This is a genomic window from Streptomyces sp. NPDC008317 (assembly GCF_042955955.1).
Lineage (GTDB): Bacteria > Actinomycetota > Actinomycetes > Streptomycetales > Streptomycetaceae > Actinacidiphila.
On the sequence record NZ_JBIBFQ010000017.1, the window covers coordinates 25,225 to 42,872 of the forward strand.

Genomic DNA, 17,648 nt, shown 5'->3' on the forward strand with positions numbered 1-17,648 from the left:
GTCAGGCCGCAATCGGCTGCGCCTGGAGGTTCTCGATGGTCATCGCCGGAACTCGGCTCCAGCGTCCTGATGAGTTGCCTTTGAGCTGCGAGGTTGGCTACGCCGTGACCCTCTTGCAGCCATGACACTCAGTCACCACCGGATGTGAGACAGGGCCGATCGTTTGACAGACGCGGCACGCCGATCTGCGTGACGCCAATCTGACCGGCGCGGTCCTCGATGAGGCCAACCTGGCAGATGCCTTGTGGCCAGAGCGGACGCGCTGGCCCGCCCCCTTTGCTGGCGTCGTGCAGGAGCGTTCGAGGCGGGTGCGCGCGCCGGTTGGTATCGGGTTCGCAGGTCCGAGACCGCCACTGCGGACATGCCTTCCCGGCGATAACAGCATCGTGATCCGGTGGGGCCTGTGCCGCATGCATCGGGTCTGTGTCCTGCAACCTTGCGTCCTGGGCTGCGGGGGGCTGCTACCGCTCGGGCCGGGTGCACGCTCATCGGTTTCGGGCCGCCTCCGTAACCGGGCAGAAGGGCGCTGCGCGAAGCCGTCCGGAAAACGCCGACAGCGCTGGGTGGGAGAGGACGGTGATGATAGGAGATCTGGTCTTGCGGTCTGCACTCTGCATGAGCGCAGCGGACGATTCGAGGGGCCGTGGTGGCACGGGAGTTACAGGTCGTGCATCAAGACCGGCACGAGATGCGGCGCACCGCGCCGGTCGAACGACTGGCGGGGGTGCCGTTGACGGAGCGCGGTGAGGTCTGGGCGCCGTCGCGTCATGCCTCGCAGCGCAGCATCGTCACGTGGTGGTGGGCGGTGACGACAAGGAAGCATGTGGGGTGCCGGTCGTTGGACCGGCTGGCGACGGCGATGCTGCTGGATTTTCATCCGGGCGTGGTGGAGTTCAGTGCATGGTCGGCGCAGCTGGTGTGGCGCGAGGGCGGCCGGGAACGGCGGCTGGTGCCGGACTTCTTCGTGCGCACCGCGTCCCAGGCGACGGTGGCGGTGCTGTGCCCGCAGCAGACGGGACCGGGTGACAGGTTCGAGCGGCAGCTTGCGGTGCTGCGTGAGGCGTGTGCGCACGCGGGATGGTATCTGGCTGTCCCGCGGCTTCCGGGGGCGGTGGCATTGGCGAATCTACGGTGGGTGGCGCGGCGCAGGCATCCGAGGTTCGGTGACGGGCACGTCGAGGCGGCGCTGGCTGGTGCTTTTGCGGTGCCGCGGCCGCTGATGGACGGTGTGGAGGCCTGCGGAGTGCCCCGGATGCTGGCGTTGCCGCGGCTGCATCACATGCTGTGGCACCGGCGGCTGGGGGTGGACTGGAGTGCCCCGCTGGGGCCGGATTCGCTGATCGGTCCGCTGGGTGAGGATGAGCCGGACGCGGTGCGGGTTCCGCTGGCGGTGGAGGGCCGGTGATCAGGGCCGCGATCGATGGGCGGGCGTCGGTGAAGGTGCGCACCGCGCCGCGCGGGGCGTTGCTGCGCGGGGACCGGGTGCGGTGGCGCAGCGGGCAGTATGTCGTCACCGATCTTGACGGCATGAAGGTCGTTCTGGCGGCGCCCACGACGGGCGAGGTTGCGCCGGTGGTGACAGTGCTGTTGACGGTGCTGGCCGCAGCCGAGGACTTCGCGGTGCTCGACGCCGACGGGCGTGCGCTGGCGAACGGCGAGCTGCCGGACTTCGCGATGATGGAAGGCATTCCGCAAGACGCGGCGGAAGCGGCACGGCGCTGGGAGCAGGCGGTTGTCGAGGTGGACACCGGCCTTGTGCTGGGGGCGCCGCCCGGGTCGGTGCCCAGGCCCGCATTCGACCCGGCGACCACCACGCTCATCGAGCGGTACCAGGCGAAGGCCGCCGAACTCAGGGCGGTGCTGGGCTGGTCGGTGTCCTGGCAGACCGTGCAGGCCAAGCGGTTGAAGTACTGCAAGCAGCGCACTGCTTTGTCGTTGGTGGACGGTCGCAGCACCAAGGCGCGGCGCCAGTTCGGGCTGACCGACCCGCGGGTGGTCGACGCGCTGATGGCGCTGGTGCAGCGCCAGCAGCAGCATCTGGATACGCCTAGTGATGCCCGGAAGATGTTCAAGCAGCTGCGCCGGCTGGTGCGGGCCACACACGGGCATGGTGTGAAGGTCCCGGCCGAGCCGACGCTGTACAAGCTGCTGCAGCGGCTGGGGGTCGATGCCCGTGACCTGTCCGGCTCCAGTGGCCGGGGCAGGCGGCTGCGGACAGGTGGCGGGGCGGTGCCGCCGTACTCGGTGACGACGGCCACGATGCCCGGCGAGCTGGTACAGATCGACTCGACCGACCTGGACGTGTGGGTGCTGGGCGATGACGGGCGGCCGGCGCGGGTGGAGCTGACGGGCGCGGTGTGTGTGGCGACCCGCAGCATCGTCGCCGCAGTGCTGCGGCCCAAGCAGCCGCAGCAGCGGAAGGAACCCGGCAAGGCTTCCGGCGGGGGTCTGGTCCGCGGCCGGCGGCGCAAGGGGCGGGCGACCAAGGCCGTGGACGCCTGCGAGGTCCTGGCGCAGGCGCTGGTGCCGGCTGCGATGCGGCCGGGGTTCGACCAGGCCGTGCACGCCTCGTTCTCCGACCTGCCCTATGAGGAGCTCGTGGCGGTCGATCCGCGGTTCGCGCACGCCGCGGCGCGGCCGGTGATCATCCCGGATCTGGTGGTGATCGACCACGGCAAGGTATTCGCGGGCAGGACGTTCCGCGACGCGTGTGCATACCTGGGGATCTCGCTGCGCACCGCGCGCAAGGGCGTCGGCTCGGACAAGGCCATCGTCGAGCGGGCGTTCTTGTCGATCAAGTCGGGGTTCAGCCAGTACGTGAACTCCTACACCGGCAACCGGCCGATGCGGATGCGGACGAGCGTGGACGGCAAGCAGCTGTGGACGCTGGCCGAGCTCGACGACCTGCTGCAGCAGTGGATCGCATTGGAGTGGCAGAACAAACCGCACCCCGAGCTCGTCGATCCCTTCGACGCCTACATGCCCGAGCTGACGCCGAACCAGATGTACGCGGCGTGCGTCGCAGCCGAGGGCTACGTGCCGATCCCGCTGACCGAGGACGACTACCTGCGGCTGCTGCCCACCGCGTGGGTGGGGGTGAGCGAGCAGGGCATCCGCTTCAAGAACCGCACCTACGACCACCCTTCCCGCGATCCCGAGCAGGGACTCAATCCGTACCGCAGGAAGCCCTCGGGGCTGCAGGGCAAGAAGCACAACGGCTGGGAGCTGCGGTACTCCCCCAACGACCTGTCGCGGGTGTGGCTGCGCGATCACCACACCAACAAATTCGTTGAGGCTCCGTGGGTGCACCAGCGGCTGGTCGAGGTGCCGTTCACGCAGTTCCTGTGGGACATCGCCGTCTCCCAGCATCTCGAGCGCGGCGGTGACATCGGCAACGACGAGGCGATCGGGCACGCGCTGGCCGATCTGCTGGAGCGCGCCGCACGGGGCCCGGACCGCTCCGGGCCGGTGACGGTGCCCGATGGGTACCGCCCACACCCCGCCCCCGCGCCCGTCCCGCAGTTCGACCCGTACGCCGGCCTGGACGTGGAGGAGCTGCTGGCCGCCGGCGAAGCAGTCTTGCCAGACGACGACCTGCTGGAACTGGACGACGTCGGCTTCTACTGGCGCACCTCCGCGGCGGTGAACGTCGACTGGGCGCAGCCGCCCCGGCCTCCGGACGCTGCTCTGCAAGATCAGAAGGCACCGCAGCCCGGTGCAGTAGATGTTCCCGCAGCAGATGAGGATCTCGATGCCCGGTACCGGCGGATCATCGAGGAGCTCGATCAGCAGCAGGACGACGCTGACGACGACCCGGATTTCCTGTGACCGGCGGCGTATCCCAACAGCCGCAGGCTGCTGGGATCCCGTACGCATCTACCCGAGGGAGCAATCGAGGATGGCGGACCTGACGCGCAAGGAGTTGCAGGCACTCAGCAACCCCACGGTGCCGGCGCAGATGCTCCTGACACCGCCGGTGCCGATGTGGCCAGAGGACAGCCACACCTGGCGGGCACGAGCCGAGCTGCGCCAGACCATCCCGGATCTGGCGGACTGCGCCCCACCGGGTACCAAGGTCGCCGACAACGACCAGCGGCTGCTGTATAGCGCGAACATGCACACGGTGATCACGCCTGCTGTCAATGCCGGGATTTTGGCGGTTGCCGAGGTCGTCAGAGCAAACCGGCAGCGCGTCGGAGGCAAGGTCATGATCGTTATTGACGGGCCGCGTGGCACGGGCAAGTCCACGCTGATGGACGCGATCGCCGTGCACTGGCATCGACGGCTGATGCGGTTATACGGGCCGGACGAGAACCGGATCCCAGTGGTCGCCTTGACTGTTCCGCCGCCGGGGCGCGGCCATGTACGCAACTGGGCCGGCGCGTTTGCCCGCTTTATGGGTCAGGAGCGTGAGAGCGGGGATCCAACAGAGTCGGTTATCCGCGCGATGCGCAATGCGCGCACCCTGCTGGTTCTGGTCGACGGCGTCGAACGGCTGCGCAGCCGCGTCGAGGCCGAGCAGGCATTTCAGTACCTGGACGTCATCAGCGAGGAGACCGGCGCCACAGTGGTCTGGTGCGGGCGCAACGCGCACGTCATCGTCGACGCGCAGCTCCGCGACACCGACACCCCGCCCGAGGACGGAGAAGTGCCGTGGAGCGACAGTCTGAAGCTGCGGACCAGCAGGATCGGCTTCAGCGAGGACGATACCAGGACATTCGTGACAATCGTCGACCGGTTCGACCAGAACCTGCGGCTGTTCCAGCATGAGCGGAAGGACCTGACGAAACTGTCGCCCTACCTGCACAAGCGCAGCCACGGTTACATGCGGACGCTCTCCCATCTCATCTGCCAGGCGGCGCAGTACGCGATCCTCAGCGGTGAGGAGCGCATCACCGAAGAACTGCTGGACGAGGTGCAGCTTGGCCGGGTGGTGCAGCTGTAGTTGGCCGCTAGGACCGGAAGTTCGCCCGCTCACCCGTGTATGGCCCCTGGTGGGGTGGTGCCACTACGCGGCAGGTGGCGGTTCAGGAGGTTCGCTACGCTTCGCCTTTTTCAGGATCGTCTCCCAGGCGCGACGCTGCTCTGCGTTGAGCGTGTGCGGCTCGGTACGGAAGCGCTGGATCCACCAGGCCAGGGGGATCCGCGAGGGCCGGTGGGCGGCCGACTGGCGCTGCTCGATGTGGCGGGGTGGGACGTCGAGATGCCCTTCACGCTTCAGGAACGCCGCGGCATCTTCAAGGGCATGGTCGATGGGTGTTTTTGTCTCGGCGTGCTTATTCTGTGGGCTCTCGAGCTCGCTGGTCTGAACGGCGGAGGGGCGCCGCGCGGGGGCGTATTTGGTACCCCCGTATTCCTGGCCGTCGGGCCGCGGGCCGATCCCGATGGCGCGCAGCAGGTCGCGCTGCTCTTGGTGGGGCAGCCGGAAGAAGTCGCTCTCCTGGCGGTAGACCCACTCCCCGATCATGCCGTCGCCGCGGATGTACGGGGCGCGGCCCGCTTCGGGCCGCCAGGCTTCCGGGCCCGGTGACATGGCCTTGGCACGCAGGTATTTGCGCTGCCATATCCGGGGCCAGGGCGGGTTCCAGTACGGGTCGAGGGCCTCCAGCGTCTGCTGAAGTGCTGCGGGTAGCCGGCCGTCCTCAGCCTTTCTGCGTTGCAAGGCCATCCACCTACCCAGTTTGTGGCCGCCGACCTCCTCCGTTTCAGGAATGAGAAGGTGGCCGTGCTCCGTGGCCCAGGCTCGGGCTTGTTCGAGCATGGTCTCGAACAGTCCTGGGTCGGCGGTCCACCGCATGCCGAGCGCGTTCAGCGCCTGTTGCTGCTCGTCGGCCAGGCGACCCAGCAGGTAGCGCAGACGAAGATTGCTCAGGCAGAGACCCAGGGAGAAGGACTCGTCGTCGATGTAGTCGGGAGGAACGTTTAGGTGTCCGAACCGGGTGCTGTAGGCGGTGGCGGCGGCCAGGGCCTCCTCCCACGTGCCGATCGCGGGGACGGTGATCTCCAGACCGAGTGCCCTGGCGAGTTGGGCAGCCCGCTCGGGCTGGGCGTAGAGCATGTGGTGTGACAGGACGCTGCTGCCGCGCGTGAGGCTGGGTAGGGCGATGCGGTCCATGAACGACTCGTCGTGGGCGCGCATCGCCTGCAGCAAGGTGAGTAGCGTCGCGAACGACGTGTTCTTGAGCAGGTCGGTGGCCTCGGCACCGCGGTGGAGGTAGACAGGGATGACCAATGTGGTCTTCTTGCGTGCGCCGGGGGGCTGGCGCAGTCCGCGGCCGATGGCTTGGATCGCATCGATGAGGCTGTAGCGGGGATCGCTGAAGACCACGGCATCGACGTCGGGCATGTCGACGCCCTCGTTGAGGACCCGGACGTTGGATAGGACGGCGCAGGACCGGTGGGGGTTGGCGAAGTCTTCCAGCAGGTCACGCCGCTTCTCGCTCGATTGTTTGCTGTGGATGGCTCGTGACCACAACTTCTCGCGGCGCAGGGGGGTGCCGACTTCTTCGGCGGTCTGCCGGAGGGTCGCGGCGAATCTTTCGGCAACGTCGATGCGGTTGTGGAACACGAGGACGCGGCGCAGGCGGTGTTCGCTGATCGCACGCAGGACAGCAACCTGGATGGCGGCGTTGCGTAGTCCATTTAGGTGGGCGGTGACGCCGGGGGCGCGGGCTGCCAGGATGCTGTGCAGGTCACTGTCGTCGACGATGGGCAGCACGACCTGGTAGTCGGCCAGGATGCCGATCTCGATGGCTTCGGCCATGCCCAGTTCGTACACCGTCGGCCCGAATATTTCGCGGCGGTCCATGGTGGCCAGTGGGATCCGCTCCATGAACGGCAGCGACGGGTCCTGAACAGCCGGGCTCCCCCAAATCCTGGGCGTAGCGGTCATGTACAGACGGATCTTCGCCGGGATCGTCCCGTCGTCGTGGATGGTGCCCCAGCCGTCGCCGAACGCAGAGCATGTGCGGTGGGCTTCGTCAACGACGACCAGGTCCCAGGGCGGCAGGCCAAACGACTCGCGGGCATCTCGGATACGGTCGAGCGAGGCGTAGGTGGCAAAAACGGTGAACGGGCCATCTGCTCTGGCAGAGCGCGCGATCTTGCGCGGGTTGCGGGTCATCACCACTTGCTCGGTGGACAACCCCGTGTCGGCCTGCTTAAGGGAGCACACGCCCAGCGCACGCCCCGCACGGCCGGCCTCACGCCAGCGTCGGATGGTTTGCGTAACCAGGTCTATCGTCGGCATGAGCACAAGGACCGAGCCCTCTTCCGCGAGGGACTGCGCTGCTTTGATGGCTATCAAGGTCTTGCCCGTGCCGCATGCGCACACCACCGTCATGCGCCGCTCGCCGGCCGCCGCAGCCACTTCGATAGCGGCAATCGCGGCGATCTGGTGCGCACGTAACTCCATTTCCCCTCCCGGTGACCCTTTTGTCGGATCGCGCGCGGGACTGTACCTGGCAGATCACGTGTCTCAATGAGCCCGTCGATCACTTTCAGCCAAAGATCCGTTTCTGTCAGTGACGAGGAGGGGAACCCTGCGCGTTCGGAGCCGTGAGGCCGTAGATAGATGGGAGCCGTTGGTCACGCGAGCCCTACCGCGGTGGGGCCTGCAGCCCGGACCGAGTGTGGTGAGAGGAGTTGGTAGATGGTGGCGGCTGCGCGCTCCGGCAGAACCCGTTCGGCCCCGTCGCGCCGGGCCAAGGTCTGGCGGCCGGCGCGACAGCTGGCGCTGTCGGTGCGGTTCATCGGCGGGGAATCGACCGGCTCCTACACCCGGCGGTTGGCGAACGCCAACGGCATCCCTGACCAGGAGTTCTGGGCCATGTTCGGGACGTCGGTCCGCAAGGACGGCTGCCCGAGCGACCCCTGCTACGGCGACGGGTACGTGAATGCCGAGGCGTTGGAGCGCCTGGCTGTCATGTCCGGCCGGCAGGTCACCGAGTTGCAGTTCGCCCTGCCGAACCTGCGCCCGCACCGCCTGCTGCCCGATGAGAGCGGCCCGGTGTGGGACTGGCCCTGGGACGACCGCGATTGCTTCCTGATGCGGATGTGTGAGATGTGCGCCCACGTAAAGGGCACCGGTTTGCTGGCCTACCTGGCCAGCGACGCGCCCTGGCAGGTCTGCGCGGTGCACCAACGCTGGCTCGACAATCGCCGCGAACCCGGGACAGCTGCCATCCCACTTCGCAGACTGCCCGAGGTCGTCTACGCCCACCAGCAGCGGCTGCTGTTCGAGCGGCGGCTGGGTGCCGGTGGTCGCGCGCTGTTCGCCGATGCCTACGCGATCGTCTCGCTCTGGTGGAACATCCGCGCACTGAATGCGCCCGTGTGGCGGGAGCGTCAGCTCGTACTGGGGCGGGCCGGCCGCGACGGATTGCGGGTGGCGCCGCTGGTGTTCTACCCCGAGGCCGTCAGCCTCGCCCAGGCGCTCGCCACCCGTGAGCGGCGGCGGCTACGGGGCACCCTCACGCTCAATGATCACCACCGATGGCTAGCCAGAGTCGCATCTCTCATGGACCGTTGGGGCATCCCGGACGAACCTGGGCTGGACCCGGTGGAACGACGGGCTGATCGCCACCCACCGCTGACACCGCGGCGGCAAAATACACCGCTGCCGGTGGAGCGGCCGGCACGCGGTCGTTTCCGGCGTCTGCCGGTGGCAGACGGGACTCACGTTCTCCATGCCCCATTGGGTAAACGCTCCTGCCTGAAGTGGCAGCTCGGCGAACTGCTCACCAACGAACTCCAGCCGGCTCTGGGAGGCTGGACCGTGGACGGCCGCGCATGAGCCGAGAGCCGTTACCCCCTCCTCCGGGAGGAGTGCCTGCCTGGCATACGCCGCTCGATCAGGGGGGGCACCCCGTGCTTCACCGGGCGAGACCAGCCTGGTTCGTCCCAACTGCCCCTGCCTGGCTCGTCGTTAGCGACCGCTCGGGAACTGGACTGTCAGTGCTGTGTCCTACGGTGCCACTGTGCCCTGCTTCACCAGCCAGCTCACGGCGCTAGACATCACGCACGACCGGATTCCCAGGAACTCACGACAGCACGTTCGAATACGTCCGGCGTCACCCATCGCGCTGCATCGCCACTGACGGCGCTCTCCGCTTTCAAGACCCTGACACGCCGCGCGCCCGCGTGCACCGCAGTCCTGGTTGCCACCACGTCTGTCCGGCGCGGCAGCACAGTCATTTTCAGGATGGGGATGTTCCGCTTTGATGCCCACGGATGAGCAGCACAATGCCCGCGAGACGTTCGCATCCGACCGTGAACTGGCCTTGACGGCCGGCGCCGGAACCGGCAAGACCACCGTGCTGGCGCTGATGGGCCAGTCCACGAAGAAGCGCGGCCTGAACGTGGCGTTCAACAAATCAATCGCCAACGAGGCTGCGCGCCGCCGGCTACCTCCTACTCGACTACGACAACCAATACAGAATCGGCCAGGTCGGGCTGTACCTCTCCCGCCTAGGACACCTCATCACCTGGACCGTCACCGACTCCCTGAACCGCGCCGGCGCCACCGCCCCCCTACCAACCCTGCGACGCGCCCTCCGCGACTTCCTGCACGCCGAAGGCGGGAGGATGTAGGCAATGCCGCATAGGCCAAACGCTCGCTAAGTACCTCCCGGGGCCGCTGGTGCAGACCCCGGCTTATGTGCGCATCGGCTACCCGTCGCTCGATTATGACGCCCGCAAGGGGTACCCGATCGATCAGCTGTCGAGCTCAACGACCACTTGGATCACTACGGGGAGTAGCACTCAGTCGCCTCCTCCGTTTTAGAAGCGCCCGAGGGGCAGGACCTCGCTGGCTGATGAAGGCCAGGAGCCAGCGAGGTCCTGCGCACTCGAAACGCTGCCTAGGCCGCCTTTCGCCTGCCTGGGCTGCGGTCCCACCGCTGAGCAAAGGATCGAATGGAGTCGGCGGTGAAGACCGGACCTGCCCCCATGCGCCCAATCGGGCGGGGGAAGTCTGGGTTGCTACCGTCCAACTGAGCTACCCTCTGTCGGCTGACGCCTAGCTCTGCAGCGGCTTCCGTGTATCCCATGAGTTCCATTTCTTTGGGGTGGTCTCGCTCGGCATCCGCCTGTTCAGACTCGACCACGCGCAAGTCAATCAGTTGCGGATAGCTCCCCAGTGCAGTTCGGAGACTCTCGGTGACCGTGCTCAAGGCGGTCTCTGTAGCCTCAGCCAGGCAAGGGGCCTGCAAGCGCAACACCATATGAAGCTGCTGACGCTCGGCTTCATGCCTGATGACAGCGCGCAAAGACTGCAGCAACACCTCGAACTGTTCGTCCAGGAGAGCATCGATATCCACTGCGGTCACCGACGCCCGCCACTCCTTTGTCATGTCCTTCTCCTCTCCTGCTCAATCTGGCGTATCGAGCAATGCCAACGGATGGACGGCGGGAGGGGGCCCGGCCTTCTGGCCCCCACCCACACCCGACTAGTCCTCTTCCGGGTAGATCAACCCTGCGCTCCGAAGCACGTACAGCAGATCGATCCACTCTCGTGGTGTCTGCGGCTCGCGGACCACAGTGGTGTCACCGTTCCGAGTAAAGAACCAGGACCCCTGCAGACTCTGCCGACTCTTGAATCCCTGCCGGTCCAGCGCTGCCAGGAGCACATCCATCCGAGATGTCACCCCACCCCACCCTCCCTTCAAACCTTGCTTGTGTCAAGTGTTAATCTCAGCAAGCTACCGGGCCCTCCCCACCTCGGCAAGTTGCCTGGTCAATACCCATGCGGGGAAGATCAACCGCCTCACAGGGCGGCCTCCAAGATCGGAGACTGCCCCTGGATGGCCGACAGGACGATCCGGCACCAACGCGCTGCCCCGCACGCCCCGCCCCCGCCTTCGCGATCTCGCGTTCGAGGCGTCTTCTCATCTTGAGGGCGGGTTGTGCGTGCTGTCACGAAGGCTGCCCGCCGGCCCCGGCCCGGGCCTGGTTGTCAGTAGCTCGCCATACATTGCCGCCGTGCCCACAGCAATCAGCGCTCACGCGCATCTCGGCTTCACCTCAGACACGTCGCAATCGGCGTCATGGCCGGAAGAGCCACCGGCGCTGACGCCAGGAAGTGGCAGCCGCCAAGACCGACGGCGGATGCTGCAGCAGATGCGCGAGTACTGGAAACAGGTCAACGCCGAGCGCAGCAGCCGCGTCATGCTGGAGCTGAAGCACGCTCGGGAGCGCCAGACAGAGGCGAACGCCTACTGGAACGCGCACAAGGCTGCTGTGAAGGCACGATGGCACAATCGCGCTGGCGGTAGAGGCAGAACCACGGTTGCCGACGTGCCCGAGATTGCTGGCCAGTGGGATCCAAGTAACCCTCACAGTCCCAGGGAGGTCCTTGCCACCGCCCAGACCAAAGGGGTGCTGAGTCCCTACCGGTGGCAGTGCCCTCTGTTCCCCGACGAGCACACACCCTGGGCAGCCTGGCCCAAGGACCGCGTCCCGTCAGGTTCGGGCTGCCCAGCGTGTCGGAAACTAACGCGGCTCAGCGACCTACCCACGCTAGCTGCCCAGTATCAGGGACCATCCTCAGCCGAGGATCTGGCCTACGGCTCACAGGTGAGCGTTCCGTGGCAGTGCCGAACGTGGGCGGTGGACCCGGAGACAGGGCAGTGGCACAAGGTTGAGCATCACTTCAAAGCGGTGATCAAGAGCCGAGCACTGCAGCAAGACAGCTGCCTGGTCTGCGCCGGCTACTGCATCGACGACACGAACAGCCTCTGGACGTGGTTCCCCGAACTCGCGGACGAACTCGATGACCCTTGCCTGGACGCGAGACAGATGTCGACTTCCCAGCACAACGCACGCGGAGCCCGCCACGGTGAGAGGCCCACGTATGCGACCGTGCCCTGGCGTTGTCGTCACGACCACAAGTGGGAAGCGACAGTCCTGAACCGGGTCCAGGGCTCCGACTGCCGAGATTGCTCAACATCGGGAGTCTCCAAGCAGCAGGTGAGACTGGCCGCTGAACTCGCCGGACTCTTCGACCTCGTGCAACCCACACCGCGAGATCCCCGATTGGACGCAGCTGTCACGGACTTCGCCTCGCACCGCCTATCGATACCCGAGGCCCACAAGCCTGTCCACTGGCGCTACCGGGACGTCGAGGTGGACATACTGCTGCGCCTGCCCGAGGCCGGCGGCATCATCGGCGTCGAGTACGACGGCGCCTACCACCACAGCAGTCAGCTGCGCTCGAGACACAACCGCCGCGAAGAAGGCGAGAAGAGCGCGGTTCTGGCCGCCGCAGGACTGACGAATGCGCTGGTCCACGTCCGCATCGGCGATCTTAAGCCCGTAGAGGGCGAACACGCCCTGACGGTGGCTTTGGCCGAGGGAAGCAGTCCCCACGAGCAGGCTTGCGCTGTTGCTGCACTGCTACAGGAACGCTTTCCCGGCTCCTGCCCCGGCCTTAAGGACTATCGCAGCGGCGGAGTGCCAACCGGGCAGCACCAGGCCGAGGCGTACATCGTCGCTGTATGGGGCGAAATACGCCCCCCGCGTCGACCACGGCCGAAGAAGGAACGAAGCCCTCGTGCACTAACCGCGAGCGTCCCCAGCGCAGACAGCTGGCTCACACCGAACGGAGAGCCCTACCGCAACCCAGACAAGCCGAGCGAGATCGTCCGCGACTACCAATGCCGGTGCGGCAACTCTTGCACCGCAGTCCAAAGCCAGGTCTCCTACGGCACCACCACCAGTTGCGGTTGCCGCGCTGCCGAGGCCAGGCGTAACCCTCGTCTTGTGATCACCCCCGCGGAAACTCAAGAGGTGCGGACCTGGGCCAAAGAGCAGGGGATCGCGATCGGTAGAACCGGCCGCACGCCCGGCAGGCTTGTGGCCTCGTTCCGTATGGCTCGCGCAGGCTACCAAGAGCACCTGGGCTCAGACGGCCTCCTGCACGAGACACCCGTTAAGGCGTGGGCAACACAGAACGAGCATCCGTTGGGAGTACGCGGTCGTATCACCAGTGACCTGTGGCTGCACTACGCGGCAGATATTCTGAGCGGCGTCGGGCGCACTCAGATCGCCTCAGAATGAGTCTACGACAGGACGTGCACTGAGCTACAGGCTCACGTACAAGGGCTCGGCGCAGGCGGCAAACCGGTCGCGCTTCGCCGTAGGGGTGCCTAACTTAACGCAATGGAGAGTGAGAGGACAGATACGGCCAGTTCGGGTGGTCCCGCAGGCTACGCGTCGGCCCAGGATCTGCCATCGGTTCGCCAGTTGCGTCAGCAACTGGGTCAGGCGCGGGTGCTTCGGTTCCTGCTCCCCCGTGACCAGCGCCCGAACCTTGCGGCCATCGAGCGCCAACTGCAACGGCTGTGCGACACGGTGGACGACTTCTACCGGGTCCTGGGGCCCAAGAACTGGATCTTCCACGAGAATCTCCCCGTCGATGACGTCGAGGAGCTCCTTGCATCCGGTGATGGGCCAGAGGCCGCCGAGGAGGCGTTCATCGCCCTGTACACCGACTACGACGCGCTCGCTCTTCGCCTCCACGTGATCAACAAATTGCCAGCCCTGCGCAAGCGTCGGCACCTGATCCTCAAGGCCCATGAGGACTACGCTGCTGGGCGCTACTACAGCTGCATCCACCTGCTGTTGAGCGTCATGGACGGCTTCGTCAACGAGTTCGAGACCGTACGCCGGGGCCTGCATGCCCGGCAGGCCGAGGATCTCCACGCTTGGGACAGCGTCGTCGGGCACCACATGGGTCTGGCCAACGCGCACAAGACGTTCACCAAGGGAAAGAGCGCCACCAACGAGGAGCCCGTCTACGAGCTCTACCGCAATGGCATCGTCCACGGCAGCCTGCTCAATTACGACAACGTCGTGGTGGCCACCAAGGCCTGGAACCGACTGTTCGCAGTCGTCGACTGGGCCAACGCAACGATCAAGGAGAAGACCCCGCCACCGCCGCGACCGACCTGGAAACAGCTGTGGCGATCGCTGTCCGAATTGAGCAGGCACCAGCAGGCCAACGACGCGTGGAATCCGCGTCGCGTCAGCAAGGACGACGCAGGCTTCGCCCAGGAGGCCCCCGCCTCGGCGACCGGGCAGTTCCTGACCGCCTGGACGCAGCGCAACTACGGGCGTATGGCGCAGTGGATCTCGCAGCCCCTCCAGGGCACGCACGGTGCTGCTATGCCCCGCGAGGTGCGGATGCAGTACGCCGACCATGTGCTGACGGACTTCGCCGTCCTGGCCGTCGATCACGTCGCGCCGGCCTCCTGCCTGGTCGAGATCGAACTGCGCCTGGCTGGCAAGCCCGAGGACGAACCTCTGCGGACGGCGATTCGATGGCTGTACGAGGACGACGATGGGGAGCCGGTCTCGTCGCTTCTGCCCGGCCAATGGCGCCTGAACTGCTGGGAGCCGTACCGATTCGTCCCGCCGCTTGGATTCGGATAGCGCCATGGCGCAGAACTCCCTGGCCCAATCCGCCATTGGGATCTCGGTCAGCCCAGGCTGGCGGCCTGCCTGAAGGCCCACGCCGCGGCGTCGCTGTTGTAGGGGCCGTCCGTGACCCTCGTGGGTCGAACAGTATGGTGCTCCACGTTGTCGGTGCTCACCGCTAGCGTGGCTCCATGCCGGAGACTACACAGCCAGCCGACGTCGAACGCCGCCAGTCCATATCAGTTGAGTTGGAGCGGCTGGAGGAGAGTGCGAAATACAGCGCACAGTCACAGTTCGAACAGGCCAAGCGCTGGCGCGTGATCAATCTCTGGCTAGGTGTCCCAGCCAGTGGCCTGGCTGCTGTCGCTGGTGCTACCGCCCTGGTGACAGCCGCTGGGCGTGTGGCCGCCGGGTGCGTTGCCCTCGTTGCAGCCGGCCTAGGGGCCATCTTGACTACCATCAACGCCTCGCACCGCATGAACCAGGCCGCGGCTGCAGCCAACGCCTACCTGGAGATCCAAACTGCCGCCCGTCAGGCCCGTGAGATCGATCTGTCTTCCTGGTCAATAGACGAAGCCCGGGCTGCGCTTGCCGAACTCACTGCACGTCGTGGCGAGCAGAACAAGACGGCCGAGCCTCCTAGCCGGCGCGCATACCAGCGGGGAAAAGCGAACGTGGAAGGCGGCGGGCAGACCTACGCCGTCGACGAACCTGACGCCCAGTCTGGCGCACGGTAGAGAGCAGAACGATGGCACTGACGGTGACCCAGGGATTTGACCTCTTCTTGCGGCAGCTGACACCCACACAAACCGAACGCGAGGCCAAGGCGCGCCACCGGCGCGGTGTGGAGGCTTCGCTGCGATCTGCATCGTTCGGTATCCTGCTGTTCAGGGAGACGGGGTCGTTCACCCACGGGACAGGAGTGCGTGGGCACTGCGACGTGGACCTTCTGGTCAGCGTGAAGGCCCCTCGCCCGGCCAGTTCTGATACAGCTCTGGGCTGGGTGAAGTCAGCCCTGCAGCTGAGTTTCCCCGCTACCCCGGTCGTCATCCGGCGGCCTACTGTCCAGGTCAGATTCGCCGCGGGCGCGGAGACTTGGGAAGTCCTTCCTGGCTTCCTCACCTTGCGCGGCGGCGACACCTCGGTCTACGACATTCCCGGAGCCACCGCTGGCTGGATGGACTCCGCCCCCACCGCGCATCTGGACTACGTCAGCGAGGTCAACCAACAGCCCGCAGTCGCCGCCGGCGCCAAGAGTCTTGCTCGCTTGGCCAAGGCATGGAAGTACTACAACGGTGTGCCGGTTTCGTCCTTCTACCTGGAGATGCGCGCGGCCCAGCACCTGGCGTCCGAGCCCAGCTTCCTCCCTGTCTGGGACATCTGCCGGCTGCTCGAGAAGCTCGACGGCCACCGCCTTGCCGACATGAACGACCCCAAGGGCAAGGCAAACCGTTTCGCTGCGTGTTCCAGCGAGGCGACCCGCCGGGACGCGCTGTCAAAGCTCAGCACTGGGGCTGGCCGCGCGAGAAGGGCGCTCGACGCCTACAGGAACGGCGATCACGCCACCGCGTTCGCCTACCTCGATCTCCTTTTCGCGCACCGATTTCCCCGCCGTTGACCAAGCCCTGGGATCTCAACGCGGATGGCCCCAATGGTCATCTCATCTGCCAATGACAGCCGCGGGCTCGTTGCTGCCTCTCGCTTGCTGACGCTTCGGCCGCCAGCGACGCGCCAGCGCAGCCATCTCGGCCCCGGTGGGAAGCCGCCCGGTTCCAGCCGGGACTTCCCCCGACCAGCTGCAGAGCGGCCGTATGCCTGCCCGCCATCGCTGCAGCTGCAGCTGCAACCGATTGATGCCCGGTACCTTCCGCAACGGCGTCATAATGTGACTGCTGGACCGTTTAGGGGCTTGCGCCCTACGTGGCAACCAGGAGACTGCGTGATCAGCCGCGAGGAGATCGACGAGAAGAGCGCCGAGCTCGGCGTTGACCCGTCCCATGTGCAGCGTGACTACCTCTTCGGCTGGCTCCTCGCCGGCCTCTACGGTGAGAGCCCACTGGGCGACCGCCTCATCCTCAAGGGCGGTAACGCTCTACGGAAAGGGTACTTCGGCGACACACGCTTCTCCGAGGACCTCGACTTCGCTTTCCCCGACCGTATCGATCCCAATGATTTCCTCGACACCCTGAACGACATCAGCCGGATGGCACAGGCCAGAACGGGAGTCCAGTTCCACCTCGACCGCGCCGAGGAGACCAGCCGGGAGAGGATCAACCAAGCCCAGACGGTCCATACATTCGAGCTGTTCTTCACTGACTTCTACGGCAAGAGCAGCAATGTGCCGGTGAGCCTACACCTGGACGTCACCGAGTTCACCCGCCTCCAGTTGCCACCGCAGTCACGCACGCTCATCCACCCCTACAGCGACCACGCCGCCTGCGCTTCAGACCTCACGGTGGTCAGCCTGGAAGAAGCACTCGCCGACAAACTGAAGTGCCTCCTGCAACGCCGTTCCATCCGTGACTTCTTCGACATCGCCTACTCGACCTTCATCAACAAGGACATCCAGGTCGACAAGCGCAGCGTGATCAACACGTTCCTCCGCAAGACCATCTTCGGCCCCAGCCCGGCCGCAGCCCTCAACTTGCTCACCGAGATCCCCTTCGACGGCATGCGCCATCTGTGGGACACCACCATCGCCTGCGCTCGGGACAGCCTCCCGGAGTTCACCGGGACAGTGGCCCGCTGGAAAACCGAACTGAGCCTGCTCTTTGCCGACTTCCACATGAGTGAGCATGGCCAAGGGGCCTTCTACCCGGCAAACCTGCGCACGCCGATCATGGAAGCAGGCGCCGAGCACAGACTGATGCGCCTGACGTACGACGGGCACCAGCGACTGGTCGAACCGTATGCGCTGCGCTTCAAGCGCCGAGACGACGGGGTCGGCCAGGAGTACCTGTACGTGTGGGACCGCACCGGCGGGCGCCGGTCCGGCCCCGGCACCAAGTCCCTGTTCCACCACAAAATCACTGACCTGACCGTCACTGACGAGCACTTCGAACCGCGGTACGAGGTCGAGCTTGCAAAGGCCGGCGAGTTCAGCGACCGCATCGGCTTCGGACCCGAGCGCGGCATCCGCCAGACAAGCAGATCGCTCTTCCGGCGGCCTGGACAGCGGCGTTAGACCAGTACCCATCTCCCCTCAGTAGCCGCACCACGCGGGCCTCCCGTAG

General features: G+C 66.3%; 11 protein-coding genes and 1 pseudogene. 10 read left to right on the forward strand and 2 right to left on the reverse strand.

The genetic code is table 11. The features are described from left to right. Positions 1–182 precede the first annotated feature (182 nt). From ACFY9V_RS35095 to ACFY9V_RS35110, 4 genes and pseudogenes are all read left to right on the forward strand, one after another. Positions 183–734, forward strand: a pseudogene (locus ACFY9V_RS35095) (hypothetical protein); the annotation flags it as partial. Further along, a complete protein-coding gene (locus ACFY9V_RS35100; protein WP_391164363.1) occupies positions 647–1,405 on the forward strand; it encodes a TnsA-like heteromeric transposase endonuclease subunit in 759 nt (252 codons plus the stop codon). The pseudogene ACFY9V_RS35095 and the gene ACFY9V_RS35100, both read left to right, overlap by 88 nt. Next, positions 1,402–3,828: an integrase gene (locus ACFY9V_RS35105; protein WP_391164364.1), complete on the forward strand. Its 2,427-nt coding sequence runs from the start codon at positions 1,402–1,404 to the stop codon at positions 3,826–3,828. The genes ACFY9V_RS35100 and ACFY9V_RS35105 overlap by 4 nt, the downstream gene beginning before the upstream one ends. Positions 3,829–3,898: 70 nt before the next feature. Beyond that, positions 3,899–4,945 carry an AAA family ATPase gene (locus ACFY9V_RS35110; protein ID WP_391164365.1) on the forward strand — a complete coding sequence of 349 codons (1,047 nt, stop codon included), beginning with the start codon at positions 3,899–3,901 and terminating at the stop codon, positions 4,943–4,945. Between the two features lie 63 nt (positions 4,946–5,008). Here the strand turns inward: ACFY9V_RS35110 and ACFY9V_RS35115 are convergent, their stop codons facing one another. Next, positions 5,009–7,414, reverse strand: coding sequence for a Helicase associated domain protein (locus ACFY9V_RS35115; protein WP_391164366.1), 2,406 nt, complete (start codon positions 7,412–7,414; stop codon positions 5,009–5,011). A 237-nt stretch (positions 7,415–7,651) separates the two neighbouring features. Between ACFY9V_RS35115 and ACFY9V_RS35120 the strand changes: the two genes are divergently transcribed. After that, positions 7,652–8,794 carry a hypothetical protein gene (locus ACFY9V_RS35120; protein WP_391164368.1) on the forward strand — a complete coding sequence of 381 codons (1,143 nt, stop codon included), beginning with the start codon at positions 7,652–7,654 and terminating at the stop codon, positions 8,792–8,794. Positions 8,795–9,860: 1,066 nt separating this feature from the next. Here the strand turns inward: ACFY9V_RS35120 and ACFY9V_RS35125 are convergent. After that, positions 9,861–10,352 carry a hypothetical protein gene (locus ACFY9V_RS35125; RefSeq protein WP_391164369.1) on the reverse strand — a complete coding sequence of 164 codons (492 nt, stop codon included), beginning with the start codon at positions 10,350–10,352 and terminating at the stop codon, positions 9,861–9,863. Between the two features lie 628 nt (positions 10,353–10,980). Between ACFY9V_RS35125 and ACFY9V_RS35130 the strand changes: the two genes are divergently transcribed. From ACFY9V_RS35130 to ACFY9V_RS35150, 5 genes are all read left to right on the forward strand, one after another. Then, entirely contained in the window at positions 10,981–13,056 is a 2,076-nt protein-coding gene (locus ACFY9V_RS35130; protein WP_391164370.1) for a hypothetical protein, read from the forward strand. A 102-nt stretch (positions 13,057–13,158) separates the two neighbouring features. Continuing rightward, positions 13,159–14,430 carry a hypothetical protein gene (locus ACFY9V_RS35135; RefSeq protein WP_391164371.1) on the forward strand — a complete coding sequence of 424 codons (1,272 nt, stop codon included), beginning with the start codon at positions 13,159–13,161 and terminating at the stop codon, positions 14,428–14,430. Between the two features lie 176 nt (positions 14,431–14,606). Next, positions 14,607–15,152 (forward strand): SLATT domain-containing protein, encoded by a 546-nt coding sequence (locus ACFY9V_RS35140; RefSeq protein WP_391164372.1) that lies wholly within the window; start codon positions 14,607–14,609, stop codon positions 15,150–15,152. Between the two features lie 11 nt (positions 15,153–15,163). After that, positions 15,164–16,033 (forward strand): nucleotidyltransferase, encoded by an 870-nt coding sequence (locus ACFY9V_RS35145; protein WP_391164373.1) that lies wholly within the window; start codon positions 15,164–15,166, stop codon positions 16,031–16,033. A 321-nt stretch (positions 16,034–16,354) separates the two neighbouring features. Then, entirely contained in the window at positions 16,355–17,599 is a 1,245-nt protein-coding gene (locus ACFY9V_RS35150; protein WP_391164374.1) for a nucleotidyl transferase AbiEii/AbiGii toxin family protein, read from the forward strand. Positions 17,600–17,648 lie beyond the last annotated feature (49 nt).